This is a genomic window from Nonomuraea sp. NEAU-A123 (assembly GCF_018603905.1).
GTDB lineage: Bacteria > Actinomycetota > Actinomycetes > Streptosporangiales > Streptosporangiaceae > Nonomuraea.
In genome coordinates this window covers 446,423-470,781 of record NZ_JAHFZZ010000001.1, presented here as the reverse complement: position 1 = coordinate 470,781, position 24,359 = coordinate 446,423, and the positions used below count along the sequence as shown (strand labels likewise).

Annotated in this window: 24 protein-coding genes and 1 pseudogene; 10 read left to right on the top strand and 15 right to left on the bottom strand. The window is 70.4% G+C overall.

Features of this window, described 5'->3' with window-relative positions; translation table 11 throughout:
- The 4 genes from KLK06_RS02260 to KLK06_RS02245 all read left to right on the top strand — a co-directional run bounded on the left by KLK06_RS02260 (position 1) and on the right by KLK06_RS02245 (position 4,550).
- A complete protein-coding gene (locus KLK06_RS02260; protein WP_214633551.1) occupies positions 1 to 780 on the top strand; it encodes a hypothetical protein in 780 nt (259 codons plus the stop codon).
- Between the two features lie 31 nt (positions 781 to 811).
- Positions 812 to 2,311, top strand: coding sequence for a ferredoxin (locus KLK06_RS02255; RefSeq protein WP_308168069.1), 1,500 nt, complete (start codon positions 812 to 814; stop codon positions 2,309 to 2,311).
- A 130-nt stretch (positions 2,312 to 2,441) separates the two neighbouring features.
- Positions 2,442 to 3,878, top strand: coding sequence for an FAD-binding oxidoreductase (locus KLK06_RS02250; RefSeq protein ID WP_214633550.1), 1,437 nt, complete (start codon positions 2,442 to 2,444; stop codon positions 3,876 to 3,878).
- Between the two features lie 42 nt (positions 3,879 to 3,920).
- Positions 3,921 to 4,550 (top strand): GNAT family N-acetyltransferase, encoded by a 630-nt coding sequence (locus tag KLK06_RS02245; RefSeq protein ID WP_214633549.1) that lies wholly within the window; start codon positions 3,921 to 3,923, stop codon positions 4,548 to 4,550.
- On the opposite strand, the gene KLK06_RS02240 is transcribed toward KLK06_RS02245, so the two are convergent.
- Positions 4,547 to 5,506 carry an AraC family transcriptional regulator gene (locus KLK06_RS02240; RefSeq protein WP_214633548.1) on the bottom strand — a complete coding sequence of 320 codons (960 nt, stop codon included), beginning with the start codon at positions 5,504 to 5,506 and terminating at the stop codon, positions 4,547 to 4,549. The genes KLK06_RS02245 and KLK06_RS02240 overlap by 4 nt on opposite strands.
- A gap of 90 nt (positions 5,507 to 5,596) precedes the next feature.
- Between KLK06_RS02240 and KLK06_RS02235 the strand changes: the two genes are divergently transcribed.
- Together KLK06_RS02235 and KLK06_RS02230 are read left to right on the top strand one after the other, a co-directional pair.
- Positions 5,597 to 6,508, top strand: a complete 912-nt coding sequence (locus KLK06_RS02235; protein WP_214633547.1) for an NADP-dependent oxidoreductase — start codon at positions 5,597 to 5,599, stop codon at positions 6,506 to 6,508.
- Positions 6,508 to 7,071 (top strand): NADPH-dependent FMN reductase, encoded by a 564-nt coding sequence (locus tag KLK06_RS02230; RefSeq protein ID WP_214633546.1) that lies wholly within the window; start codon positions 6,508 to 6,510, stop codon positions 7,069 to 7,071. The genes KLK06_RS02235 and KLK06_RS02230 overlap by 1 nt, the downstream gene beginning before the upstream one ends.
- Positions 7,072 to 7,085: 14 nt before the next feature.
- Here the strand turns inward: KLK06_RS02230 and KLK06_RS02225 are convergent, their stop codons facing one another.
- Genes KLK06_RS02225 through KLK06_RS02215 form a run of 3 tightly spaced genes read right to left on the bottom strand, consistent with a single transcriptional unit; the run spans position 7,086 to position 10,877 of the window.
- A complete protein-coding gene (locus KLK06_RS02225; protein WP_214633545.1) occupies positions 7,086 to 9,047 on the bottom strand; it encodes an acetoacetate--CoA ligase in 1,962 nt (653 codons plus the stop codon).
- Positions 9,048 to 9,105: 58 nt separating this feature from the next.
- On the bottom strand, positions 9,106 to 9,963 hold the full coding sequence (locus tag KLK06_RS02220) for a serine hydrolase (RefSeq protein ID WP_214633544.1): 858 nt from the start codon (positions 9,961 to 9,963) through the stop codon (positions 9,106 to 9,108).
- Entirely contained in the window at positions 9,960 to 10,877 is a 918-nt protein-coding gene (locus KLK06_RS02215; protein WP_214633543.1) for a LysR family transcriptional regulator, read from the bottom strand. Before KLK06_RS02215 ends, KLK06_RS02220 begins: the two co-directional genes overlap by 4 nt.
- 114 nt (positions 10,878 to 10,991) lie before the next feature.
- Here KLK06_RS02215 and KLK06_RS02210 point away from each other — a divergent pair, with 114 nt between their 5' ends.
- Entirely contained in the window at positions 10,992 to 12,551 is a 1,560-nt protein-coding gene (locus KLK06_RS02210) for a penicillin-binding transpeptidase domain-containing protein (protein WP_214633542.1), read from the top strand.
- A 42-nt stretch (positions 12,552 to 12,593) separates the two neighbouring features.
- Here KLK06_RS02210 and KLK06_RS02205 read toward each other — a convergent pair whose 3' ends face one another.
- The 5 genes from KLK06_RS02205 to KLK06_RS02185 all read right to left on the bottom strand — a co-directional run bounded on the left by KLK06_RS02205 (position 12,594) and on the right by KLK06_RS02185 (position 15,860).
- Positions 12,594 to 13,358, bottom strand: coding sequence for an HAD hydrolase-like protein (locus tag KLK06_RS02205; protein ID WP_214633541.1), 765 nt, complete (start codon positions 13,356 to 13,358; stop codon positions 12,594 to 12,596).
- A gap of 30 nt (positions 13,359 to 13,388) precedes the next feature.
- Positions 13,389 to 14,015, bottom strand: coding sequence for an HAD family hydrolase (locus tag KLK06_RS02200; protein WP_214633540.1), 627 nt, complete (start codon positions 14,013 to 14,015; stop codon positions 13,389 to 13,391).
- A 102-nt stretch (positions 14,016 to 14,117) separates the two neighbouring features.
- On the bottom strand, positions 14,118 to 14,570 hold the full coding sequence (locus KLK06_RS02195) for a DUF2690 domain-containing protein (RefSeq protein WP_214633539.1): 453 nt from the start codon (positions 14,568 to 14,570) through the stop codon (positions 14,118 to 14,120).
- 105 nt (positions 14,571 to 14,675) lie between these two features.
- Positions 14,676 to 15,182 carry a hypothetical protein gene (locus KLK06_RS02190; RefSeq protein ID WP_214633538.1) on the bottom strand — a complete coding sequence of 169 codons (507 nt, stop codon included), beginning with the start codon at positions 15,180 to 15,182 and terminating at the stop codon, positions 14,676 to 14,678.
- Positions 15,183 to 15,215: 33 nt separating this feature from the next.
- Positions 15,216 to 15,860 (bottom strand): HAD family phosphatase, encoded by a 645-nt coding sequence (locus KLK06_RS02185; protein ID WP_250904747.1) that lies wholly within the window; start codon positions 15,858 to 15,860, stop codon positions 15,216 to 15,218.
- A gap of 139 nt (positions 15,861 to 15,999) precedes the next feature.
- Between KLK06_RS02185 and atpB the strand changes: the two genes are divergently transcribed.
- Entirely contained in the window at positions 16,000 to 16,791 is a 792-nt protein-coding gene (gene atpB / locus KLK06_RS02180) for a F0F1 ATP synthase subunit A (protein ID WP_214633536.1), read from the top strand.
- On the opposite strand, the gene nagZ is transcribed toward atpB, so the two are convergent.
- From nagZ to KLK06_RS02150, 6 genes and pseudogenes are all read right to left on the bottom strand, one after another.
- A complete protein-coding gene (gene nagZ, locus KLK06_RS02175) occupies positions 16,788 to 18,095 on the bottom strand; it encodes a beta-N-acetylhexosaminidase (RefSeq protein ID WP_214633535.1) in 1,308 nt (435 codons plus the stop codon). The genes atpB and nagZ overlap by 4 nt on opposite strands.
- Positions 18,096 to 18,166: 71 nt before the next feature.
- Entirely contained in the window at positions 18,167 to 19,879 is a 1,713-nt protein-coding gene (gene ptsP / locus KLK06_RS02170; RefSeq protein WP_214633534.1) for a phosphoenolpyruvate--protein phosphotransferase, read from the bottom strand.
- Positions 19,876 to 20,136, bottom strand: a complete 261-nt coding sequence (locus KLK06_RS02165) for an HPr family phosphocarrier protein (RefSeq protein WP_214633533.1) — start codon at positions 20,134 to 20,136, stop codon at positions 19,876 to 19,878. The genes ptsP and KLK06_RS02165 overlap by 4 nt, the downstream gene beginning before the upstream one ends.
- 55 nt (positions 20,137 to 20,191) lie before the next feature.
- Entirely contained in the window at positions 20,192 to 20,638 is a 447-nt protein-coding gene (locus KLK06_RS02160) for a PTS glucose transporter subunit IIA (protein ID WP_214633532.1), read from the bottom strand.
- An 11-nt stretch (positions 20,639 to 20,649) separates the two neighbouring features.
- Positions 20,650 to 20,889: pseudogene (locus KLK06_RS02155) on the bottom strand (glucose PTS transporter subunit EIIB); the annotation flags it as partial.
- A gap of 31 nt (positions 20,890 to 20,920) precedes the next feature.
- Positions 20,921 to 21,955 (bottom strand): SIS domain-containing protein, encoded by a 1,035-nt coding sequence (locus KLK06_RS02150; RefSeq protein WP_374197096.1) that lies wholly within the window; start codon positions 21,953 to 21,955, stop codon positions 20,921 to 20,923.
- Between the two features lie 116 nt (positions 21,956 to 22,071).
- On the opposite strand from KLK06_RS02150, the gene KLK06_RS02145 reads away from it, so the two are divergent.
- Positions 22,072 to 22,812 (top strand): GntR family transcriptional regulator, encoded by a 741-nt coding sequence (locus KLK06_RS02145; protein ID WP_214633529.1) that lies wholly within the window; start codon positions 22,072 to 22,074, stop codon positions 22,810 to 22,812.
- Positions 22,813 to 22,836: 24 nt separating this feature from the next.
- Entirely contained in the window at positions 22,837 to 24,147 is a 1,311-nt protein-coding gene (locus KLK06_RS02140; protein WP_308168066.1) for a PTS transporter subunit EIIC, read from the top strand.
- The last annotated feature ends 212 nt before the right edge of the window (positions 24,148 to 24,359 follow it).

Here is a 24,359-nt window from a genome sequence, read left to right as displayed (position 1 = left end):
ATGCTCCACAAAAGACTGCCCCGGCACGCTCCGAGCAAGCTGGACTCCAGGAACGTCCGGTTCGGAGTGAGCGCTGCGATCGCCGCGTTGGTCCTGTCAGGGTTCCTCCTGACCAGGACCAACACCGGGATCTCAATGCTCGGGCAAGGGGTGGCTTTCCTCGAGTTCTACGCGGGCGTGTTCGCCCTGGTGCTGCTGAGCGCGACGGTCGGGCTCGGCCTGCTCACCACCGAACGCGTCTTCCTGTCCCCGTCCAACAGGGTCAGGGCACAGCTGGCACACCGGGCCACAGCGGCGATCGGGATGGCCTACCTGGTCACGCACATCACCCTCATGGTCAGTCTGGGCCATGCCCCGCTGGCCGCGACAGTGGTCCCAATTGCCGGTATCTATGTGGGATTCGGCGCTGTAGCCTTCGACATGATGGTGATCATCGTTGTGTCGGGGATGATGCGAGGACGGTTCGCGGTGACGTCCAGGCCGTGGATATGGCGGACGCTCCACGCCACCGCGTACCTGTCCTGGCCCGTGGCCATCATGCATGGTCTGACCGCGGGCCGTACGCCGGCGGACTGGGTGGCGTGGTCGTACATCGCCTGCCTGGCCGCCGTCGGCGGGGCACTGCTCGTTCGAGTGGTGGCCACCATCCTCAGGCCGGCCGTCCAGCCGGAATGGGTGAAGACACCGGAGGTCGACAGGTCGCCGGTCGCACGACCGGTGGACGTCAACGCGCCGGTGAGCCTCGACGCGGCGCGTAGGAAGTACCGGGAGGCGGGATGAGACCGCACAGGAATGCCCAGGAGGCGCCAGAGTGATCCCGCAGAGAGTCCCACGCGTTTTACGCGTGGGCCCGGCCCGGCTGACCGCCGGGCTGGAGCACACAAGGCGGATCGATCTGCCCGCACACCGGACGCTCCACGGCGAGCCGGCGTTGCGCGATATCGAGACCTTGATCGCCCAGGTGAACGAGGTCGACATGCGCGGAAGGGGCGGAGCGGCGTTTCCGGTCGGCCGCAAGATGCGCGCGGTCGCCGACGCCGCCGGGGCCCGCGAGAGTGTCGTGCTGGTGAACGGCTCGGAGGGCGAGCCGGCCAGCTTCAAGGACACCATGATGCTCATCCGCAACCCCCACCTCGTGCTCGACGGCGCGGTCCTCGCCGCTGAGGCCCTGCACGCGCGCGAGGTCGTCGTGGCGATCGGGTCCGGCGGCGAAGTGGCCGAGGCGTCGGTCTCCGCCGCGGTGGCCGAGCGGCGCGCCGCCAACGTGGCGGGCGGCACGGAGAGCCATGTGCGGATCCGGGTGGTCGCCCTTGAGGAGAGGTTCATCTCGGGCGAAGGCGGCGCCCTTGTGCGCGGCGTGAACGGCGGGGAGGCGATCCCCAACGGCCGTAAGAAGCGCGCCGCCGAGAGCGGCGTGGACGGCCTGCCCACGCTGCTGTCGAACACCGAGACGTTCGCGCAGCTCGCCCTGCTCGCCGAGTACGGCCCCGAAGGCTACGCCGAGTACGGCACCGCCAAGGAGCCCGGCACCGTGCTGCTCAGCGTGAGCGGCGGCGCCACCAACCCCGCCGTCGTGGAGGCGCCCACGGGCACCCCGCTGATCGACGTCCTCGACATGTGCGAGGCGGAGATCGGCGACGGCGTGCTCATGGGCGGCTACCACGGCGCCTGGATGAGCTACGAGAACGCCCTCACGGCCGTCATCTCGCGCGAAGGCATGAAGGCGAAGGGCGGCGAGCTGGGCGCCGGGATCGTGGTGCCGCTCGGCGACTCGACCTGCCCGCTCGGCGAGACGACCCGGGTGGCGGCCTACCTCGCCGCCCAGTCGTCGGGCCAGTGCGGCCCGTGCCGCCTCGGGCTGCCCGACGTGGCTCGGGCGCTGCTCGCTCTGGCCGAGGGCACCGGGTCCACGGACGCGGTACGCCGCACCGTACGGGCCGTCGAGCGGAGAGGCGCCTGCTTCCACCCCGACGGCACGGCCAGGTTCGTCCTGTCCTCCCTGGACGCCTTCGAGAGCGACATCGCGCTCCACCTCGAGTACGGCTCGTGCGGCCGGCCGACCCGCGGCGTGCTCCCCCTCCCGGAGCACGAGGAGCAGCCCGAATACCGCGTGGAGGTGGACTGGACGCGTTGCCAGGGCCACGGCCTGTGCGCGCACCTCCTGCCGGAATTCGTGGAACTGGACGAATACGGCTTCCCCTCCTTCAAGACCGTGCCGGGCTGGATGGCGAAAGAGGCTCGCCGAGCCGTGGACATGTGTCCCGCGCTGGCCCTGCGCCTCAATGAGTCCGTAGCGGTACGAGCGGGTTGATCCCCCGGTCCGCCCGCCTGAGCGCGCTCAGGCGGGCGGACCGGGCAGTTTAGTAATGCATTTGTGACCAACCTGACGGCCTCCGGGACCGTCTCACCGATCGGTTCACCACGATCACCGGGAGACGACCATGGACCGCCGCGACTTCCTCCGCGCCGCCACGCTGGCGCCCATGCTCTGGCTGGTCTCCACGCCGCCCGCGCTCGCCTCCTCCGCCCCCGACTGGGCCGGACTGCGCCGCCACCTCACCGGCACGCTGGTGCGGCCGGCCGACGCGGGCTACGACGCGGCCAAGCGCCTGTTCAACCCCGCCTTCGACGGCATCAGGCCGGGCGGCGTCGCCTACTGCGCGAGCCCGGCCGATGTCTCCGCGTGCCTGTCCTTCGTCCGCACGAACCGCCTCCCCGTCACCGCCCGCTCGGGCGGCCACTCCTACGCGGGCTGGTCCACCGGCACCGGCCTGGTGATCGACGTCTCACGGATGAACTCCGTCGGCTACAAAGGCGGCCGCGCCACGGTCGGCGCCGGGGCCAAGCTGGTCGACGTCTACGACAAGCTGGGCCGCCACGGCGTGAGCATCCCGGCCGGTTCGTGCCCCACGGTCGGGGTGAGCGGCCTGGCGCTGGGCGGCGGGATCGGCGTGGTCTCCAGGAAGTACGGCCTGACCTGCGACACCCTCGAATCCGTACAGATCGTCACGGCCGACGGCCGCCTCCTGACCTGCGACGCCGACCGGCACCCGGACCTCTACTGGGCGTGCCGGGGCGGCGGCGGCGGGAACTTCGGCGTGGCGGTGTCCTTCACCTTCCGCACCCACCAGACCCGCGGCATCACGGTCTTCTTCCTGCACTGGCCGTGGAGCAAGGCCGGTGCGGCGGTCAAGGCCTGGCAGTCCTGGGCGCCCACCGCGCCGGACGAACTGTGGTCCACCCTGCACCTGTCGAACGACAACGGGCTGGACGTGCAGATCGGCGGCACCTACCTGGGCGGGAAGGCGGAGCTCGACCGCCTCCTGGCGCCGCTCGTCGCCGGGATCGGCGCTCCCTCGTCCCGCTACGCCACCGCGACGTCCTACCAGCACGCCATGATGATCATGGCCGGGTGCTCGTCGCTCTCGGTCGCGCAGTGCCATTTACCAGGTCAGACCGCCGCCGGCCGGCTCAGCAGGGACACCTTCGCGGCCAAGTCGCACCTGGCCTACCGGAAGCTGTCGGCGGACGGGATCAAGGCGCTGGTGGCCGGGGTGGCCCGGGCGGGCCGGCACACCGTGCAGTTGGACGCCCTGGGCGGCGCGGTCGCCCGAGTCCGCCCGGACGCCACCGCCTTCCCGCACCGGGCGGCGCTGTTCGGCGTCCAGTACTACTCCAAGGGCACCGGCCGGGCCTGGCTGCGCGGCATCCACGCCGACATGCGGACGCACCTGGGCGATCACGCGTACGTGAACTACATCGACCCGGACCTGACCGACTGGCGCACCGCCTACTACGGCGCCAACGCGCCGCGCCTGGCCGCCGTGAAGGCCGCCTACGATCCCGGCCGGATCTTTCACCTGCCCCAGGGTGTCTAAATCGGTCGCCTGGCCGGTGGTTGACCTGGGAAGATCGACAACATGCGCAACTGGCCGCTTCTCGAGCTCTCCATCACCACCCCGCGTCTCGAACTCCGCATGCCGTCGCTCGCGGACCTCGACGAGCTCGGTGACCGGGCGGCCGAGGGCGTGCACGAGCCGGGATACATGCCGTTCCTGTTCCCGTGGTCCGACGCCGAGCCGCGGGATCGGGCCACGGCCACCATCCGCTATCACTTCCGCACCTGGGCCGAGTTCAGCCGGGACAAGTGGACGCTGGAGTTCGCGGTGGTCTCCGACGGACAGGTGGTCGGCGTGCAGGCGCTGACGGCCGCCGACTTCCTGGTCACGCGGGAGGCCGGCTCGGGCTCGTGGCTCGGCAAACGCTTCCAGGGCAGGGGCATCGGCAGGGAGATGCGCGCGGCCGTGCTCCAACTGGCCTTCGAGGGCCTGGGCGCGGAGTACGCGACGACGGAGGCGTTCCATGACAACCACGCCTCGCTCGCGGTGACGCGCCGGCTCGGCTATCACGAGGACGGCATCACCCTGCACAACCGGAAGGGTGAGGTGGCGACGAGCCGCCGCTTCCGCCTGCCGCGGGACGACTGGAAGCCCATGGACGGCATCGAGATCCACAACCTGGAGCCCTGCCTGCCGCTCTTCGGGTTCTAAGGCGCTTCCGCCACGCCGGCATGCTGGGGCTGCGGGCAAACCTGGCGGCGGTATCTGCCGGGCGGTGTGCCGTATTCGCGCTTGAAGGCGTTGGCGAAGGCGAACTCGGAGGTGTAGCCGACGCGCGAGGAGATCTCGCTCAGCGAGTCCTCCGACTCGCGGAGCAGGCGGGCCGCCCTGGCCAGGCGCCACCACGTGAGGTAGGTGAGCGGCGGCTGGCCGATCAGGGTGGTGAAGCGGCGGGAGAAGGCCGCGCGGGAGAGCCCGGCTTTGCCGCCGAGCTCCTGGACCGTCCAGGGATGTGCGGGATCGCGGTGGATGGCGTTGAGCGCCGCGCTGATCGCGGGGTCTGCGAGGGCGACGGCCCAGCCGCCGGTCTGGCAGTGCTCGGGCTCGGTGTCGAGCCAGGCGCGCAGGATGAACAGCAGCAGCGTGTCGAGCAGTGAGGAGACGACGGTGTCGGCGCCCAGGCGCGGATTGCAGATCTCGCTGCCGAGCAGGTCGACGGCCGCGCGGAGCTCGGGGTGGTGGCCCAGCCGGGCGGGCAGGTGCACCATGTCGGGCAGGTCGCGCAGGAGCGGGTGGGCCCGGTTGGGGTCGAGCCGGTAGCCGCCGCAGAGCAGGATCGTGGCCGCGCCGGGCCCCTCGCTGGACGCCGAGGCGAACAGTCCCGCCTCCAGCTGGGGGTCGCAGTCGGGCTCGACCACCGGGGTGGCCGGGCTGTCGGCCATCGCGTAGCCGTGGCCGTGCGGGAAGAAGACCACGTCGCCGACGCTCAGCGGGATCGGGTCGCCGTCCGGCGGGATGAGCCACGGGGAGCCCTGGACGACCACCTGGAAGCCGGCCGAGCCCGGAGCCGACGGGAACCGCTGCCCCCATGGGGCGTGCCACTCGATGAGCGCTGAGCGCGGCCGTCCGGTGCGTACGATCGCGATCACATCACTGAGCACGTCCATGGTCGAAGTCTACCCCATGAGACGATCGCGTAGAAAATGCAGACACAGGAGCATTGGCCATCTCGCCACCGGCTTCTACGGTTGTTTCACATGAGCACAGCGCTGATGTCCGCCGCCCGGATCCACGAGTACGGCGACGCCTCCGTGATCCGCTACGACCGGATCCCCCGGCCGTCGCCGGGGCCCGGGGAGGTGCTGGTCCGGGTCGCCGCCACCTCGTTCAACCCGTCCGAGGTGGGGTTGCGGGCCGGGTTCCTGCGCGACCTGCTCCCCGTCACCCTTCCGTACACGCTGGGTCTGGATCTCTCCGGCACGGTCGTCGAAGTGGGGGCGGGCGTACGTGGGCCGGCCGTCGGCGACCGGGTCATCGGCCTCGTGGAGGGGGCGGCGGCCGAGTACACGGTAGCGGCGGCCAGCGCGCTGACCGGGGCGCCGGAGCGGCTCCCCCTGGCGGATGCGGCCGCCATCCCGGTCGCCGGGCTCACCGCCTGGCAGGCGGTCCACGAGCACGCGCGCATCGGGCCGGGGCAACGGGTGCTGATCAACGGGGCGGGTGGCGGGGTGGGGCTGTTCGCCGTGCAACTGGCCAAGCTGGCGGGCGCGACCGTGACAGCCACGGCCAGTCCGCGCAGCGCGGCGGCGGTGCGGCGCTATGGCGCCGACGAGGTCGTCGACTACACCACGACCCCGCTGCCCGGCGGGATGGACGTGGTGCTCAACCTGGCGGCCATCAGCCCGGAGCAGGCGGCGGCGCTGGCCACCTTGGGCGAGGTGATCGTCACCATCGCCACCCCGATCGAGTCGCCCCGGGCCAGCCACTTCGTGGCCCGCAACGACCCGGCGCAGCTGGCCCGGCTGGTGGCGCTGATCGACAAGGGCGAGCTCGTGGTCGAGATCACGGAGTCTCACCCGCTGACCGGCCTCGACGGTGTGCATCGCCGGGCCGAGGCCGGCCAGACACACGGAAAAATCATCATAAATCTGGATGAAGAGGTTAAGTAATGATCAAGATTGGCATCATCGTCGGCAGCACCCGGCCGGGCCGCAAGGCGGAGACCGTCGCCGAGTGGGTGCGCGATCTGGCCGTCAAACGGGGAGACGCCGAGTTCGAGCTGGTGGACCTGCGGGACTTCCCCCTGCCGCATCTGGACGAGACGCTCCCGGCGGCCTTTGGCCAGTACGAACACCCCCACACCCGCGCCTGGTCGGAGCGCATCGCCTCACTCGACGGGTTCGTGTTCGTGACCCCGGAGTACAACAGCTCCACCACGGGCGTGCTGAAGAACGCGATCGACTTCCTCTACGCCGAGTGGGCGGACAAGGCGGCCGGCTTCGTCAGCTACGGCGTCGACGGCGGCGCCCGCGCGGCCGAGCACCTGCGGCAGATGCTCGGCCGGGTCAAGGTCGCCGACGTGTCGGCCCAGGTCGCGCTCTCGCTCTACACGGACTTCGAGGGGTTCACCGACTTCAAGCCGGCGGCGCACCGGGAGGAGGCGGTCACCACGATGCTGGACCAGATCGTCTCCTGGGGCACGGCGCTGCGCCCGCTCAGGGCGGCTGCCTGACGCGGCGAGGGGGGTCAGGGCTTGAAGTGGCGCAGCACCTCGGGGTTGGCCATGGCGTCGGGGTTGGCCGCCTCCTCGACCGGGGTGCCGAGGAGGATCTTGCGGACCGGCACCTCGAGCTTCTTGCCCGACAGGGTGCGCGGGATGCCGGGCACCGCGTGGATCTCGTTGGGCACGTGCCGGGGTGACAGCTCCTGCCGCAGGGCCGTACGCAGGGCATCGACCAGCGCGTCCGACAGTGTGGCCCCCTCCGCCAGCGTGAGGTAGAGCAGCAGCCGCCCCTCCTGCCCGAGCTGGCCGGTGTCGATCACCAGGCTGTCGGCGATCTCCTCGAACCGCTCGACGACCCGGTAGAACTCGCTGGTGCCCATCCGGACGCCGCCCCGGTTCAGGGTCGAGTCGGAGCGGCCGTAGATCACGCAGCTCCCGTCCTCGTTCAGCTTGATCCAGTCGCCGTGCCGCCACACGCCCGGGTAGACGTCGAAGTAGCTCTCGCGGTAGCGCTCACCGTCGGGGTCGTTCCAGAACATGACCGGCATCGACGGCATCGGCTGCGTGAGCACGAGCTCGCCCACCTCCCCCACGACCGGCTCGCCCAGGGGGTTGAACGACTCCACCCGCGCCCCCAGCGACCGGCAGGGGATGATGCCCGCCCTGATCGGATGCAGCATGGTCGCGCCGACGAACCCCGTGCACACGTCGGTGCCGCCGGAGAACGACCCGAGCGGCATCCCCGGCAACTGCTCGGCCACCCAGGCGAACCCCTCCGGCGGCAGCGGCGACCCGGTCGAGCCGATGCCGCGCAGCGCCTCCAGCCCCTCGGGCACGATCCCGGCCTTCAGCGAGGCCATGATGTACGGCGCGCCGACCCCGAAGTAGGTCACCCCTTCCGAGGCGGCGATCCGCCAGAGCACGGCGGCCGAGGGATGGGTGGCCGAGCCGTCGTACAGCACCGGGGTGGCGCCCACCAGCAGGGCGCCGATGAGGTAGTTCCACATCATCCAGCCCGTGGTGGTGTACCAGAAGAACACATCCCCCTCGCCGAGATCCTGGTGGAAGGAGAGCGACTTGAGGTGTTCGAGTATCACTCCCCCGTGCCCGTGCACGATGGGCTTGGGCAGCCCTGTCGTGCCGCTGGAGTAGAGGATCCACAGCGGGTGATCGAAGGGCACCCGCTCGAACTCCAGCAGCGCCTCCTCCGCGCGCAGCCCCTCCCAGCCGATCACCTCGCCGTGCGGCACGGAGTCGGTGTGCGCGGCGCCGGGCTCGGCCTGCTGCGGCGGCTGCCCCTCCTCCGCCGCCGTGAGGTACGGGATCCAGACGGTCGCGCGGAGCGAGGGCAGCTCGGCGGCGATCTCGTTGACGGCCGCCGACCGGTCGTAGCTCTTGCCGTTGTAGTGGTAGCCGTCGACCGCGATCAGCACCTTGGGCTCGATCTGCTTGAACCGGTCGACCACGCTCGGCACGCCGAAGTCCGGGGAGCCGGCCGACCAGATGGCGCCGAGGGACGCGGTGGCCAGGAAGGCGATCAGGGCCTGCGGGATGTTCGGCAGGTAGCCAGCCACCCGGTCGCCGCGCCGGACGCCGAGGCGTACCAGGCCGGCCCGGACACGGGCGACCTCGTCGCGCAGCTCGGCGTGGGTCAGCTCCTGGCGGGCGCCGTCCTCCGAGACGAAGACGGCCGCGATGCCGTCACGTTCGCGTAGCGCGTTCTCCGCGTAATTGACGGAACTTCCGGTGAACCATTCGGCGCCGGGCATCGTCCCAGTCATGACGGGCCCGTCACCACGTTCGCCGATGACCTGGAAATAGTCCCAGATCGACGTCCAGAACTCCGCTGGACTGTCGACCGACCAGCGCCACACCTCCTCGTACCCCGACCCGGCCCGGCCCAGCCACTCGAGGTAGCGAGTCAGCTTGGCGCGCGCGACGATGTCCTCGGTCGGTTCCCAGAGAAGCGTGCCTTCAGCAACCATGTGCCCCATCCTGTCGGCCGGTAGACGGAAAGTCATACCCAGGCCGCCACATAACTTGCTACCGACGTAGGTGGTCCACCGCCATACGCGCGGCCGTGCCGATCACCGCGTCGGCCCGCGGCTGGTTGAGCGCGGTGCTGACCGAACGGGTGAAGACCGCCACCGCGTACTGGCCGCCGTCGGGGTACTCGACCACGCCCGCCTCGTTGCGGAGCGTCGGGAGCGTCCCGGTCTTGCCGCCGACCCCCACGTCGTCGTACGGGAAGCCGGAGGCCAGCCGGTGCGGCCAGACCTGGAGGTTCAGGACGCCGCGCATCCAGGCGCACGACTCGGCCGAGGCCGCCTCATCCCGCCAGATCAGCCCGAACAGCGCGGCCATCTCGCGCGGCGTGCTGCTGTTGGTGCGTGCCGGGTCGAGCACCCGCAAGCGGGTGATGTCCGCCGGATCGAGGTACGGCCAGCCGTGGCCGCTGTCCTCGGCCATGCTCTCGGTGATCTCCCGGCAGCTCTGCCGCACCCGCGTGCCGGGCAGCCCGAACCCGGCGAGCATCGTGTTGACCGCGTCGCGCCCGACCCTGGCCAGGAGCGCGTCGGCGGCGGTGTTGTCGCTCACCGCGATCATCAGGTAGGCCAGGTCGCGCAGGGAGATCGTGACGTCGTCCAGCATCGCGGACAGGCCCGTGGGCCCGGCCACCCGGTCGGCGGCCCCCACGGTCACCCGGCTCGCCGGATCGACCAGCCCGGCGTCGGCCTGGCGGCAGAACTCCACCATCAGCGGCACCTTGAAGATCGAGGCGATCGGCAGCGGCTCGTCGGAGCCGAGCCCGACCTCCCGGCCCGAACGCAGGTCGGCCGCGTGCAGCCACCCGGTCACCCCCGCCGAGCCGAACAGGGCGGTCAGGTCCGGCTCGTTCATGCCAGCATCCCCGGCCTGCGGCTGATGTGCCGCACGGGCGCCGCCGCCTCGTCCGTCATCCCGGCGCTCTCTTTCAGCGTTCGTACGGCCACTGCCGAGAAACCGGTGACCGCGTCCGTCTCAACTCGCCAGGCCGTCGAGACCCGGGAACTGATCGGCGAGCCTAGCAGCGGGCGCCAGGCGAGCCCAGGCAGGTCCACCCTGGCCCCGAACGCCACCGCCACCCCGGCCAGCACCAGTCCGAGCCCGACGCCCTGATGCACCTGCGCGGGCACGTAGCCGTGGTGGCGGCACTCCGCCAGCGTCGCGGCGTGCAGCCCCGGCTCCCCCTCCTTGGGCGGCAGCAGCAGCTCACGGCCCGCCAGGTCGGCCAGGTGCAGCTCCCCTGACTGGGCCAGCGGGTCCCCCTCGGCCAGCAGGACGCCGTGCGGCTGCACCAGCACCTGCCCGAAGCGCAGTCCCGGCGCGCTGATCGGATGGCGCACGATGCCGACGTCGATGGCGCCCTCGGTCAGCGCGGCCACCTGGTCGGCCGTCCAGATCTCCGCAGGTGCGAGCCGTACGTCCGGATTGCTGGCGCGGAAGCCGGCCACCAGGGCGGCGATCACCGCGGCGGCCAGGTCGGGCGGGACGCCGAGCTTGAGCACCGTGCCCGCGCCATGGCGGACCAGCTCGCGCAGCCGATCGGCCCTGGCGACGATCTCGCGGGCCTCGCCGACCAGCAGGTGGCCCGCCTCGGTCAGCCGGACCTGACGGGCGGAACGATCGAAGAGACGCACGCCGAGCTCCTCCTCCAGGCGCTTGATCCGCTGGCTGAGCGGCGGCTGGGCCATGCCGAGCCGGATCGCGGCATTGCCGAAGTGGAGTTCCTCCGCCACCACGGTGAAGTAGCGCAGATGCCGGACAAGGTCCATGACCAGCAACTATATCCAACTTTATATCTTTGCATCGTCCATATCGGTATTGGACAGCACGCGGCGGGCTCTGGTGTGCTCGGCGGCATGGGGCCGCAAATGGGGACAAATTTCATGAACCTTCAGCCTGAGACGCCGCCCAGGCGAAGGCGCAGGTGGTGGCCGTGGATCACCGCCGCGGTGCTGGTGCTCGTCCTCGCGGCGGCCGGCACGCTCTGGGTGCTGCGGACGAAGGGCACGCCCGAGGAGACGGCCGACTCGTACCTGTCCGCCTGGTCCGTCCAGGACTACGCGCGGATGCGGGAGCTCGTCGCCGACCCGCCCGCCGACTTCGAGCGCCGGCACCAGCGCTTCCGCGCCGACCTCCAGCTCACCGGGGCGACCTTCGAGCGCGACGCGACCTCCACGGGCGGTACGGTCACCTTCCACGCCACCCTCACCGGCCCGAAGGACTGGAAGTACGACGGCAAGCTCAAGCTCGTAGAGCGCGGCGGCTCGTGGCAGGTCGCCTGGACCCCGGCCGCCATCAACCCCTCGCTCGAGCAGGGCAGATCCCTGCGGCTGGTCACGGAGAAGGCCGCGACGCCGCCGGTCCTGGCGGCCGACGGCAGCCGCATGGACACCCCGGACACGCCCGGCTCGGTGCTGCAGCTCGTCGACGGGCTCAAGCAGACCTACCCGGACCGGCTCGCCGACGGGCAGTCCCGCCGGATCGACCTGTACCAGGGCGAGGAGTTCCTCCAGACCGTGGTCAAGCCGGAGGAGAAGAAGCCGCTGCGCACCACGATCGACCTCAAGGTGCACCGGGCGGGCGCCGCCGCGCTGGAGGACATCAGCAAACCGGCCTCGCTGGTCGCCATCCGGCCGTCGACCGGCGAGATCCTTTCGGTGGTCAACAAGCCGGGCGGGTTCAACCGGGCGCTGCTCGGCAAGTACCCGCCCGGCTCGACGTTCAAGGTCGTGACCGCCTCCGCGCTGGTCGCGGACGGGGCGAAGCCGGACGAGCAGGTCGAGTGCCCGGCCGAGCAGAACATCGGCGGCTTCCCCTTCCACAACGCGGGCTTCCACGACTACGGGAAACTCTCCTTCCGCGACGCCTTCGCCCACTCGTGCAACACCACGTTCGGCGCGATGGGGGTGGCGGAGCTCGGGGACGGCCGGCTCGCCGAGGTGGCCGCCGGCTTCGGCTTCGGCTCCGCGATCACGCCGGGTGTGCCGGCGGTGAAGGCCGAGTTCCCCGCGCCCAAGGACGACACCGACCTCGCCTCCGCCTCGATCGGGCAGGGCAGGGTGCTGGCCAGCCCGCTCAACATGGCCTCGGTCGCCGCCGCCATCGCCGACGGCGCCTGGCGCCCGCCCCGCCTGGTCGCCCAGGAGCTGATGCCGGACCGCACGCTCCGGCCGCGCCCGCTGGAGGACGGCGTGGTGCGGGCCCTGCGCGAGCTCATGCCCGCCGTCGTCACCGACGGCACCGCGCACGCGGTGAAGTTCCCCTCCGGTACGGCGGGCAAGACCGGAACGGCGGAGTACGGCTCCGGCAAGGAACCGCCCGCGCACTCCTGGTTCATCGGCTACCGGGGGGACCTGGCGTTCGCGGTGATCGTGGAGGGCGGCGGCGCCGGCTCCGCGGTGGCGGCCCCGATCGCGGCCCGCTTCCTCAACGCGCTGAGCTGACCCGCCTCCGGTTCACCGACACCCTGCTCGGATCGGCCCGGCTCAGGGGCTGACCGGCTTGCGGTCGACCGGTGCGGTGAGGCTGGCGACCGCGGCCACCACCTCCGAAGCGTTGGACAGATCGGGCAGCACGAGGTCGGCCCCGGCCTCGCGCAGCTCGCCGGCCATCGACCGGCCGGAGGCCACCCCGATCATCGCCGCCCCGCCGATCTTGGCGGCCTGCACGTCACGCGTCGAGTCCCCGATGACCACGGTGTTGGCCGAGGTGAACGGCACCCCGAAGCGCGCCTTGGCCCGCCCCTGGGCGACCTGGAGCAGCGACGCCTTGGGGTAGACCTCCTCGCCGTAGCCGCCGAGCTCGAAGTCGATGTGCTTCTCGAGCCCGAACGCCCTGAGCTTGTGCACGGCGTTGCTCTTGATCGTGCCGGTGAGCACCGTCTGGACCACGCCGTCGAGTCCGGCGACGGCCTTGAGCGCCTCCTTGGCGCCCGCCATCGCGCGGCCCTCGGTGGCCAGGCGCTTGCGCCGGTCGGCGAACGCCATCGCCAGCGCGGACAGGAATCGCGGCAGGGTGTCGTCCTCGGTGACGATGCCGTTGACCGCGAGGGTCTCGAAGACGATCTCGGAGTCGGCGCGGCCGCGCGCCGGCGCCAGTTTGAGCATCGGGCGCCCGGTCACGGCGCGGAACGCCTCGGCGTAGGCGTCCCTGGTCACTATCGCGACGTCGACCAGGGTGAGGTCGATGTTCCAGAGCACAAGGCGTTTGATGGCGACCTCCTGAAGGGGACCCAGCCAGGGTACGGCCATCCGCCCGGCCAGGACCCCCGGCTGAGCGATTCAGGCATAAGTGAGCGCTTGCGCGAGGGTGTCGACGACCGGCAGCCCGGTGGCCTCCAGCTCGGCGCGCGTGGTCATGCCGCCGGTGTAGAGGACGGCCCTGGCGCCCACGTGCTTCGCGGCGAGCCCGTCGTCGACGCTGTCGCCGATCACCAGGATCTCGCGGGCCTCGACGTCGATGGCCTCGATGTGGGCGGTCAGGTGCGCGGCCTTCTCGCCACCCGTCAGGCCCACCAGGCCGTCGACCCTGGTGAAGTGCCGGGTGATGCCGAAGGACTCGATCAGCGGCACCAGATGGGTGTGCGGGGCCATCGAGCAGAGCGACTGCGTGCCCGTCCAGCTCGTGAGCGACAGCTCGGCGTCGGCGGCCAGCCGGCAGGCCACGCTGAGGCGGAAGTAGTGCTCGTGGAAGCCTTCGTCGAGCAGCTCCCACTCGCCCTCGTTGAGCGGACGGCCGAGCAGCCGCTCATAGGCGACCCAGATGGGCCGGGTGTAGATCGTGCGAAACTCGTCCGCGGTCAACGGGGGCAGCTCGTACGGCCTGAAGACCTCGTTGGTCGCTCCGACAACGGCGTCGATGTCGTGGAACAGCGTGCCGTTCCAGTCCCAGATGATGTGCTTTGTCATGTCACGATCAGTTTAACCGGCAGGTGTGACATCCCGATGAACGGTGAAGCCGCAGCCTGTCGGCCGCGGCTTCACCCGTGACGGCGGGTCAGACCCGCATGGCTACCCGCAGGCCTTGGTGGTGGTGCCGGCGCCGTTCTGGCCGCCCCGGCCGGAGCCGAACACGACGCTGGCACCGCCCCAGGCGCACATGTCGTTGCCATAGAGCATGTTGCCCCAGTGACGGCCGCCGTTGCCCGCCTTGAACGAGAACCGGTCGTACCCCTCGTCGGTGTAGACGCTGATCGTGCCGTGCGCGGACGAGGCCGTCCTGATCTCGGTCCAGTTGGTCTTGCACTTGCCCGACCACCAGAGCTGGATCGTGCCGACCTTGCCATCGATGCGGTTGCTCAGCGAGGCGGTCCGCACCACCTTGGCGGAGTTGCCGCAACCGGTCTTGTAGGGGTCCTTGTGGTCGTAGTAGTGCTTGGGGGCCGCCTGCGCGCTGGCGGGAGAGATCGTGAGGAGGGCCGCTGCCACCGCGCCAACCGCGATAGCCGTCACTCGAAACTTCACTCGGAACCGACTCCTTGAGTTCGGGATGGGTATCCGTGGGGGACCTTAGCGAGAAGCTTCGGGAAACGGTCAAGGCTCTGTGATCTATTTAACGTGTTCCTAACGTTACTGTATGAGATCGGCAATCTCCTGGGTGGCGAACCACATGAGCTCATGCGCCTCGGCGCCGTCCACGGTGAAGCGGGCGTCGTCGTCGCCTCCGTCGGCGGCGGGAAGGGCGGCTATCGCGGCCTGGATGTCGGGGACCGCGTAGAGGTCGTCGACGTGGACCGCGGCCACCTTGGCCATCGGCACCGGCTCCGCCACCCGTACTCTGGCCCGTTCTTCCAGGTCGGCGCCGATGGACAGGGCGCCGTCCGGCACCTCGGCGACGACGACCAGGCGGCGGGAGCCCGCCTCGACGCCGTCGGCGTGATCGGCGGCCAGCATGCGCAGCGAGGCGCGGGCCGCCTCGGTGAGTGCCACGTATTCGAGCTCCTCGGTGTCTCCCGAGGCGTACCACTCGGTCAGCGCGGGGGTCACCGCGTAACCGGTCAGCGGGGCCGGGCCTAGCTCTCCCACCTCGACCGCTCGGGTCAGGGCGGGGAGCGTGCACGGCAGATAGACGCGCATCACGAACCTTTCACTGCATGCAAGGGGGCTCTATCATGCCCGTCGCAACGGAAGTTGGAGCAGAGACTCGAGTTCCGCGATGGTCGAATCGGCGTCGCGGTGGTGGATGCCCGCCATGCCGAGCCCCCGCGCGGCCACGATGTTGGCCTCGATGTCGTCGATGAACACGCACGCCTCGCCGGGCAGCCCGACCTGGCCGAGCGCGTGCTGGAAGATGCGCGGCTCCGGCTTGCGCATGCCGACCTCGCCGGAGATCACGATCGCGTCGAAGAGCTCGTCCCAGCCGTCCCGGGGGTAGACGTTGGACCAGGAGTTGGACAGCAGGCAGGTCTTGAAGCCGTTGCGCTTGACGTCGTGCAGCATGTCGTACATCGCGTCGACCCGCTCGAAGCCGGCGAACATCCGCTCCAGCAGCCCCTCGGCCTCGGGCGACACCCCGTCGACGGTCCGCAGCCGGGCGGCCAGGTCGCGCTCGAACGCGGCCCCGTCCATCTCCCCGCGCTCCAGCGCGTGCACGACGCTCTCCTGGTCACCGCCGTAGGCCTGGTCGATCAGCTCGCGCATGACGGATCGGTAGTGGGCGTCGTCGATGCGATCCGCCTCGATCCACTTGCCGATGGAGACGGAGAGACTGGTCGTGAGCACCCCACCCCAGTCGATCAGCACCCCTGTGATCAAGGCCCCTCCTTGGAATCCCGTTCTAGGGTAGTAGAGCGTCGCACATCCCACGGAGACCGACATAAACCCCAGGTATAGGACGAGCAAATTGCCTGGCTATGGTGAGGTTCCATTGAGCTGACCCCCGGAAGGGACCGCCGTGCGGACGACGATCCTGATCACCTCGGATGAGTTCAAAGCTCCGGGTACGGAGCTGTTCGACTTCGACCCGATAATCCCCGGCGGCCCGGAGTGGCTGACCAAACCCGTCCTGCTCGCCCTGCTCTCCTCGACCCTGATCATCGCCTTGTGCTGGGCCGCCTTCGCCAAGCCGAAACTGGTCCCCAGAGGCTGGCAGAACCTCGGCGAGTACGCCTACATGTTCGTCCGCGAACAGGTCGCCAAGCCCAACCTCGGCAAGGACGCCGACAAGTGGATGGGCCTGCTCCTCACCGTCTTCCTGACCGTACTGGTCTGGAATCTGATGGGCGTCATCCCGTTCATCCAGTTCCCCGTCGCCGCGCACATCGCCTTCCCCTTCGTGCTGGCGGTCAGCGTGTACGTCCTCAAGGTCTACCTGGGCGTCAAGCACCACGGCGTACGCGGCTACCTCAAAGGCGTCGTGTACCTGGACGGCCTGCCCGGCTGGGCCTACGGGATCTATGCCCCGCTGATCCTCGCCGAGACCTTCATCAACTCACTGTTCACGCACTTCATCCGGTTGTTCGCGAACATGTTCGCCGGCCATCTCCTCCTGGCGTTCTTCAGCTCGGTCGGCTTCTGGTTCCTGTTCGAGCGGCTCACCGTGCTCGGCGTGGGCATCGGCGTCCTCGGCGTGGTGATGACGATACTGATGACCGCGTTCGAGATGTTCATCATGTTCCTGCAGGCGTTCCTGTTCGCCCTGCTCGCCTCGATGTTCATCGCCAGCGGGCTCAAGGGCTCGCACTAACGCGCGACGCGGGCGGCCACCTTCCGGTGCTCCGCGCTGCGGAGCACCTTGGCCGCCTGCGCGGCCGACGCCACGGGCGCCTTGGGCAGCAGGCCACGGGCCTGCTTGAGCTTGAGCAGCCGGGTCACCGACTCGTCGAGACGCTGCTGCGAGATCTTGCCCGACTTCACCGCCGCCAGCACCCCGTTGTACGCCTTGGGCAGGTCGTACGGCATGAGCAGCAGGTCGGCCCCCGCCTGGATGGCGCGCACGGGGATCTCGGCATCGTTGTACTTCTTGCGCACCCCTTCCATGTTGAGCGCGTCGGTGGAGATCACGCCCTGGAAGCCGAGCTTGTTCCTGAGCAGCCCGGTCAGGATGGGCTTGGACAGCGTCGCGGGGTCGCGTGACGGGTCGAGCTTGGGGAAGACGATGTGCGCGCTCATCACGGCGTCGACGCCGGCGGCGATCGCGGCCTTGAACGGCGGCGCGTCGATCCGCTCCCACTGCTCCTTCGTGTGCTTGATCACCGGCAGCCCGGTGTGGCTGTCGATGTTGGTGTCGCCGTGGCCGGGGAAGTGCTTGGCGGTGGCGGCGACCTTGGCGTCCCTGAAGCCCTTGACCGACGCGGCCACCATCTTGGCCACCTCGCCCGGCTGGTCGCCGAAGGCGCGCTTGCCGATGACCGGGTTCCGCGGGTCGACGTTCACGTCGGCGACCGGGGCGAAGTCCAGGTTCACGCCGACCGCGCGCAGCTCCTCGCCGGTGGCCTTGGCCACGGCCCGCGCGAGCGCGGTGTCCTTGGTCGAGCCCACCTCGGAGGCGCCGGGGAAGTCGGTCATCAGCGCGCCCATCCGGGACACCAGGCCGTTCTCCTGGTCGGTGCCGATCAGCAGCGGGACTCTCTTGGACGCCTGCTGCAGCCCGTTGGTCAGGTTGACGACCTGGTCGACGCTCTTGATGTTGGCCGGGAAAAGGATCACGCCGCCGAGGTGGTATCTGGCGACCACCTTGGCCGGGGTCTGGGCGCCGTACCTCGCCTGGTTCTCGCCCGACACGGTGCCGGGCGCCGTGCCGTACAGGACCGGCATGAAAAGCTGGCCGACCTTCTCCTCCACGCTCATCTTCGACACGACCAGCCGCAGGTCGTCGCTCTCGCTGCTCTGCGAGGAGCTCGGCTGAGTCGGCTGGGTCGGCTGGGTCGTGGCCGGGGTCGCCACCTCGGGCCTGGTCGCCGGAGCGGCGCCCGCCGGAGCGCCACCACCACCGGCGCATGCCGCGAGAGCCATCACCAGGAGCCCGGTCGTACCTGTCCGTCGAAGCATGCTCCCAACGGTATCCATGCCCGCGAGACGCCCGGACCACAAGCCGTCCTTCCGGCGTCCGCTCAGCGCTCCTAGACGCCCAGCGGGACGAGGCCGGGCAGGTGCGAGCGGGCCGCCGCGCGGGCGTGCGCCGCCGTACTGGCCCCCCGTGCCGCCTGCGCGGCTAGCTGGCACTGGTCCAGTGTGTGCGCACCCAGCCCCGTCCGTACGGCCGGCAGCGCGGCGGCGCCCATGGACAGCGTGGTCACCCCGAGCCCCACGAGCACGCAGGCCATGGCCGGGTCGGCGGCCGACTCCCCGCAGACGCCGCACGGTTTGCCGTTGTCGGCGGCGGCCGTGGCGGTCATGGCGACGAGGTCGAGCAGCGCGGGCTGCCACGGATCCTGCAACGAGCCCAGCGCGCCGGACTGGCGGTCGGCGGCGAAGGTGTACTGCGACAGGTCATTGGTCCCGATCGACACGAAGTCGACCACCGTGACCAGGCTCTCCGCCCGCAGCGCCGCCGCCGGAATCTCGATCATCACACCCGCCTGCGGGAGCCCCCTGGTGTGGCAGGCGTCGGCGAACCACTTGGCCTCCTGGGCCGTGGCGACCATCGGAGCCATCACCTGGAGCTCGGCCGCCGCCGTGCCCGCCCGGACCGCGCCGGCCCGATCCACCGCCGCCGCCACGGACAGCGCCTCCAACTGGGCGTCCATCACCTTCGGGAACTTCTCGAACAGCCGCAGGCCGCGCTCGCCGAGGGCCGGGTTCGGCTCGGGCGCGGCCGGCGGCAGGAACGCCAGCGGCTTGTCGGCTCCGGCATCCAGCGTCCGCACCACCACTTTTCCGCCCGGGAACGCCGCCAGCGCCGCCCGATAGGCCTGCTCCTGCTCCGCCACCGATGGCGCCTCGGGTCGCCCGAGGAAGAGGAACTCGGTGCGATAGAGCCCGACCCCCTCCGCCCCGGCCGCCAGCGCCCCGTCGAGGTCGCCCGGGCCGCCGATGTTGGCCAGTAGTTGCACCAGGTAGCCGTCGCGGGTCCGGCCGGGGCCGCCGGTCGTCATCCGTTGCCGCCTGGCGTCGTTCGCACTGACGTGCCGGGCCACGTCGGACTCGGTGGGCTCCAGGCGTACCTCTCCGGTGTTGCCGTCGACCAGCACCCGGGTGCCGGGCGGGATCTCGGTCGCGCCCGGACAGGCCACGACGGCGGGCACGCCCATCGCCCTGGACAGGATCGCGGTGTGGCTGGTCGGCCCGCCGCCCTCGGTCACGAACGCGGCCACCACGTCCTTCGACAGCAACGCGGTGTCGGCGGGCGCCAGATCGATGGCGATCAGCACGTACGGCTCGCCTGTGCCGAGGTCGGGGGGCGGGGCCGGCAGGGGGTGGCCCGTGAGGCGGGCGATCACGCGGTCCCTGATGTCGTCCAGGTCGGCGACGCGTTCGCCGAGGTACCCGCCCGCACTAGCCAGCATGTCCCGATATTTCGCGAAAGCTTGGTAGACCGCCCGGGGAGCCGCGATCCCCTCGTCGATCAGCGCCTTGACCCCCACCACCAGGCCGGGGTCCTCGGCGATCAGCGCTTGGGCCTTGAGGATCTCCTTGGCCTCGCCGCCGGCCCGGTTGCCGCAGGCCTCCAGCTCTCCCGCCACCTGCCTGAGCGCGGCCACCGCCCGCTCCCGCTCCGGCTCGGGCGGGCCCTCGTACGTGGAGCCGGCGACAGGTTCGGGTACGGCGCCGGTCAGCACGTACGCGGCACCCATCCCGATCCCCGGGCTGACCCCGGCCCCCCGCAGGTTCATGGCGTCCCGGCGATCGCCGCCAACTGGTCGAGCACCTCGTCGGCGCCCTCACCCTCGGCCCTGATCACGATGTCCTCGCCCTGCCGGACGTCCAGCCCCAGGATCTGCAGGATGCTCTTGCCGTTGACCGGCGTGCCTCCTACGCCCTTGGTCACGGTGATGTCCATCGGGGCCTTGACTGCGGTCTGCACGAACGTCGCCGCCGGGCGGGCGTGCAAGCCTACTTCCGCCGCCACGGTGACCTTGCGCTCGGCCATGTACTCCTCCTTGTCCACCGGTCCGGACCACCCGGACCCAGATCGTGCTCTGGCCCTAATCCCAGAGAAAAAGCTCGTCTCCGGCGTGTACGGACCCGCCGGCCATGGCCGTCACCGAACCGGCGGGCGCGTCGAGCGCCACCACCGGGCAGACCGGCGAGCGGCCACCGGCCTCGATCGCGGCCGGGTCCCAGGCCACCACGGGCTGGCCCGCGCACACCCGGTCACCCTCGGCCGCGAGAAGCTCGAATCCCTTCCCCTTCAGCTGAACCGTATCGATGCCCAGATGCACCAGCACGCCCTTGCCGTCGTCCCCCACGATGACGTAGGCATGCGGATGCAATTTCATGATTTTTCCTGTTATCGGGGCTACGGCCGTGCCCGGTCCCCGCGCTGGATCTATCGCCGTTCCCGGCCCGACCATGCCCGCGGAGAACACCGGATCGGGCACGGCCGACAGCCCCACGGCCACCCCCTCGACCGGGGCGAGAACAGTCGTCATGGTCTCGCCCTCTAGCCGATGATGTCCTCGATGTCGCTGGCGATCGTGTCCGCCTCGGGCCCGACGACGACCTGCACCACGTTGCCCGCGGCCATGACGCCGTGCGCGCCCGCCGCCTTGAGCGCGGCCTGGTCGACCTTGGAGACGTCGCGCACCTCCGTCCGTAGCCGGGTGATGCAGGGTTCGATGTCGATGATGTTGTCGGCACCGCCGAGCCCCGCGATGATCGCGCTGGCATCAGCCGCCATCCGTCCTCCTCGTACGTTACGACCAGGCTAAACGTCAGTCGGTCTGGGTCACCTTGTTGAGCCCGCGCGGCGCGTCGGGGTCGATGCCCAGCCTCCTGGCCAGCGCCTCGGTGAGCAACTGCCCCGGCACGATGAGGCCCATGGGCGCGACCCACTCGGGCAGGTCGGGGCCGTTGAGCGCCGCCGTACCCGCCTGGGCCAGCGCCGGACCGCCGCCGATGGTGAAGGCCGCGGCGCCCGCGGCGACGACGCGCTCGGCGAGCGCCACGGTCCCGGACAGCGTCGGGCTGTTCTCGGCGGCGACCAGCAGGGCGGGGGTCTCGGCGTCGACCACGGCGATCGGCCCGTGCAGCAGGTCGGCGTACGACAGGCCCATCGCGTGCAGGTAGCACGCCTCCTTGAGCTTGAGCGCGGTCTCCAGCGCGGTGGAGAAGGCCAGGCCGCGGGCGGAGACCACGGCCCCGTGCTTGTCGGCCAGGCCCTCGACGACCGCGTCGAGGTCACCCGGCTCGGCGATCAGCTTCTCGACCGCTTCCGGGACCCGCTGCAGGTCGGCCGCGTCCACGTCGGCGCCGAGACCGAGCGCGAGCACGGCCAGCGCGGCGAGCTGGGTGGTGTAGGTCTTCGTGGCGGGGACCGCCTTCTCCTCACCCGCCAGCGTGCACAGCGCCAGGTCGGCGGCCTGGGCCAGCGGGCTGTCCGGACCGCCGTTGGTCACGCCGACCGTCCTGGCCCCGCAGTCCTTGGCCCAGATCAGCGTCTCGACGATCTCCTCGGTCCGCCCCGACTGCGAGATGGCGACGGCCAGCACGCCGTCGAGGTCCAGCTTGCGCTTGTACGTCGTCGCGACGGACGGGGCGGCCAGGGCGGCGAGGCGACCCGTGCGGGCTTCGACCAGGTAGCGGCCGTAGACTGCGGCATTGTCGGAGGTGCCACGCGCGATGAACAGCAGTTGCCGGGTCTGCTCGCCCAGTGCTCTCACCTCGCCGACCCTGGGGAGCAGGGAGTCGAGCGTGGCCCGCAGCGCCTGGGGCTGCTCGGCGATCTCGCTGCGCATCTTGGTGGTCATCATCCCTCAAATCGTTACCGTGCAGACTTGACCCTGTTTTACGACATGTGGTCTAGTCCGGACTAGACCAGTACGAACCATAGCTCATTGCCCAGGTCAGATCGAGGGGAGGATCCGTGGCGCACATCGATCCGGACAGCCCGGTGCCCAAGTACTTCCAGCTCCGCGAGATCCTGCTGGATCTCATCGACAGCGACGAGCTGAGCATCGGCGCGGCGATCCCGTCCGAACGGGAGCTCTGCCAGCGCTTCGGCCTGTCCAGGATGACCGTCCGGCAGGCGGTCGACCACCTGGTGTCCGAGGGCCGCCTGCACCGGGTGCCCGGCAAGGGCACGTTCGTGGCCCGACCCAAGATCGAACTGGCGCTGCAACTCACGTCGTTCACCGACGACATGCGGGCGCGCGGCATGGAGCCGGGCTCGCGCGACCTGGACAGAAGGGTCGTACGCGCCAGCGCCCACCTTGCCAAGGAGCTGGGCATCCAGCCCGGCGAGGAAGTGCACTTCATCGAGCGGCTGCGGACCGCCGACGGCGAGCCGCTGTCCATCGAGCGGGCGCACATCCCGGTCAAGCTCGCCCCCGACCTGGCCGAGCACGACCTGTCGGGCAGGTCCCTCTACGAGCTGCTGGAGAGCCGCTACGGGCTGGTCATGGACGCCGGCGAGCTGACCATCGACGGGGGCATCGCCGATCCGAGCGACGCCGACCTGCTCAAGCTCGCCCGGGGCGGGGCCGTACTACTGTTGCAGCGCAGATCCTTCTCCGGCGGCGTCTGCGCGGAGCTGGGCGTGTCCACCTATCGCGCGGACCGCTACCAGCTGCGCACCATTCTGGAAACGCCCACCAGACGGGGCTGAGGGCCCGATCCGGAGGAACCCCCGGTGAACGAGACCACCGCCGCCAAGCCTTCGCCGTTCTCACGCGTCATGAACGTGCTCCAGCGGCTGGGCCGCTCACTCATGCTGCCCATCGCCGCCCTGCCCGCCGCCGCGCTGCTGCTCCGCTTCGGCCAGCCCGACATGCTCGGCTCCAACGGCGCCGATCCCGGCGGCCTGGCCGACGTGGCCGGCTTCGGCTGGATGAACCAGGTCGCCGAGGTGCTGGCCGCCGCCGGTGCGGCGCTGTTCGAGAACCTGCCGCTGCTGTTCGCGGTGGGGGTGGCGATCGGGTTCGCCCGCAAGTCCGACGGCTCGACCGCGCTCGCCGCGGTGGTCGGCTACCTGGTGTTCGACCGCGTGACCAAGGTGATGTTCTTCGGCTCGGCCATCAGGAACACGGTCCTGATCAGGGCCGAGCAGCCTCAGGGCGTCAAGGAGATCATCAACTACGGCATGCAGAACCCCACCCAGGTGCTCGGCGGCATCATGATCGGGCTGGTCACCGCCATGCTCTGGCAGCGCTTCCACCGGATCAAGCTGCCGTCCTGGCTGGCCTTCTTCGGCGGGCGCCGGTTCGTCCCGATCATCACCTCGATCGCGGCGCTGCTGCTCGGCGTGCTCATCGGCTGGGTGTGGCCGATACTCGGCGAGTGGATCGGCCACGCGGGCGAGGCCCTGACCACGCTCGGACCGCTGGGCACCGGCATCTACGGCCTGATCAACCGGCTGCTGATCCCGCTCGGCCTGCACCACTTCGTGAACTCCATCGTCTGGTACGTGGTCCCGCAGTGCGAGGTCGGCGGCCAGGTCCTCGGCGGCGACTGGAACTGCTACTTCGGCGGCGCCCCGCACTCCGGCCAGTTCATGGCCGGGTTCTTCCCGATCATGATGTTCGCACTGCCGGCCGCCGCGCTGGCCATGTGGCGGGCCGCGCCTCCGCACCGGCGGGCGGCCGTGGGCGGCATCATGCTGTCGGCCGGGCTGGCCTCGTTCGTCACCGGCATCACCGAGCCGATCGAGTTCGCGTTCATCTTCGTGGCGCCGGTGCTGCTGGCCGTACACGCGGTGCTGACCGGTCTGGCGATGGCGCTCACCACACTCATCGGCGGGCAGTTGGGCTTCGGCTTCTCCGCGGGACTGCTCGACATGCTCCTCAACGCCAGCAAGTCGAACACCCGCAATTTGCCGGGGATCCTGCTGCTCGGGGTGATCTATAGCGTGGTCTATTACGTGGTCTTCACTTTTCTCATCCGCAAACTCAACATCATGACTCCCGGTCGCGAGCCCGAACCTGACGTCGACTCGGGCGAATAACTTCCATTTTTTACGGCAAGCCCGGTGGGCCCCACCCGCCATACGTGGCTGAGTTCTGTCCGGGGGCACGCTCCTCCGGTGGAGGTGGCTGGCCGCCGTGACGTGCGTCTTCTTGGCCGGGGCCTACCGCCCAGGCGGTTACGGGCGGCGGCAGCGGAGCGTCTGGGCAGGCCGGATTTGTTCTGGGCGGGTCGGTGGCGGGGTTGGCGGGA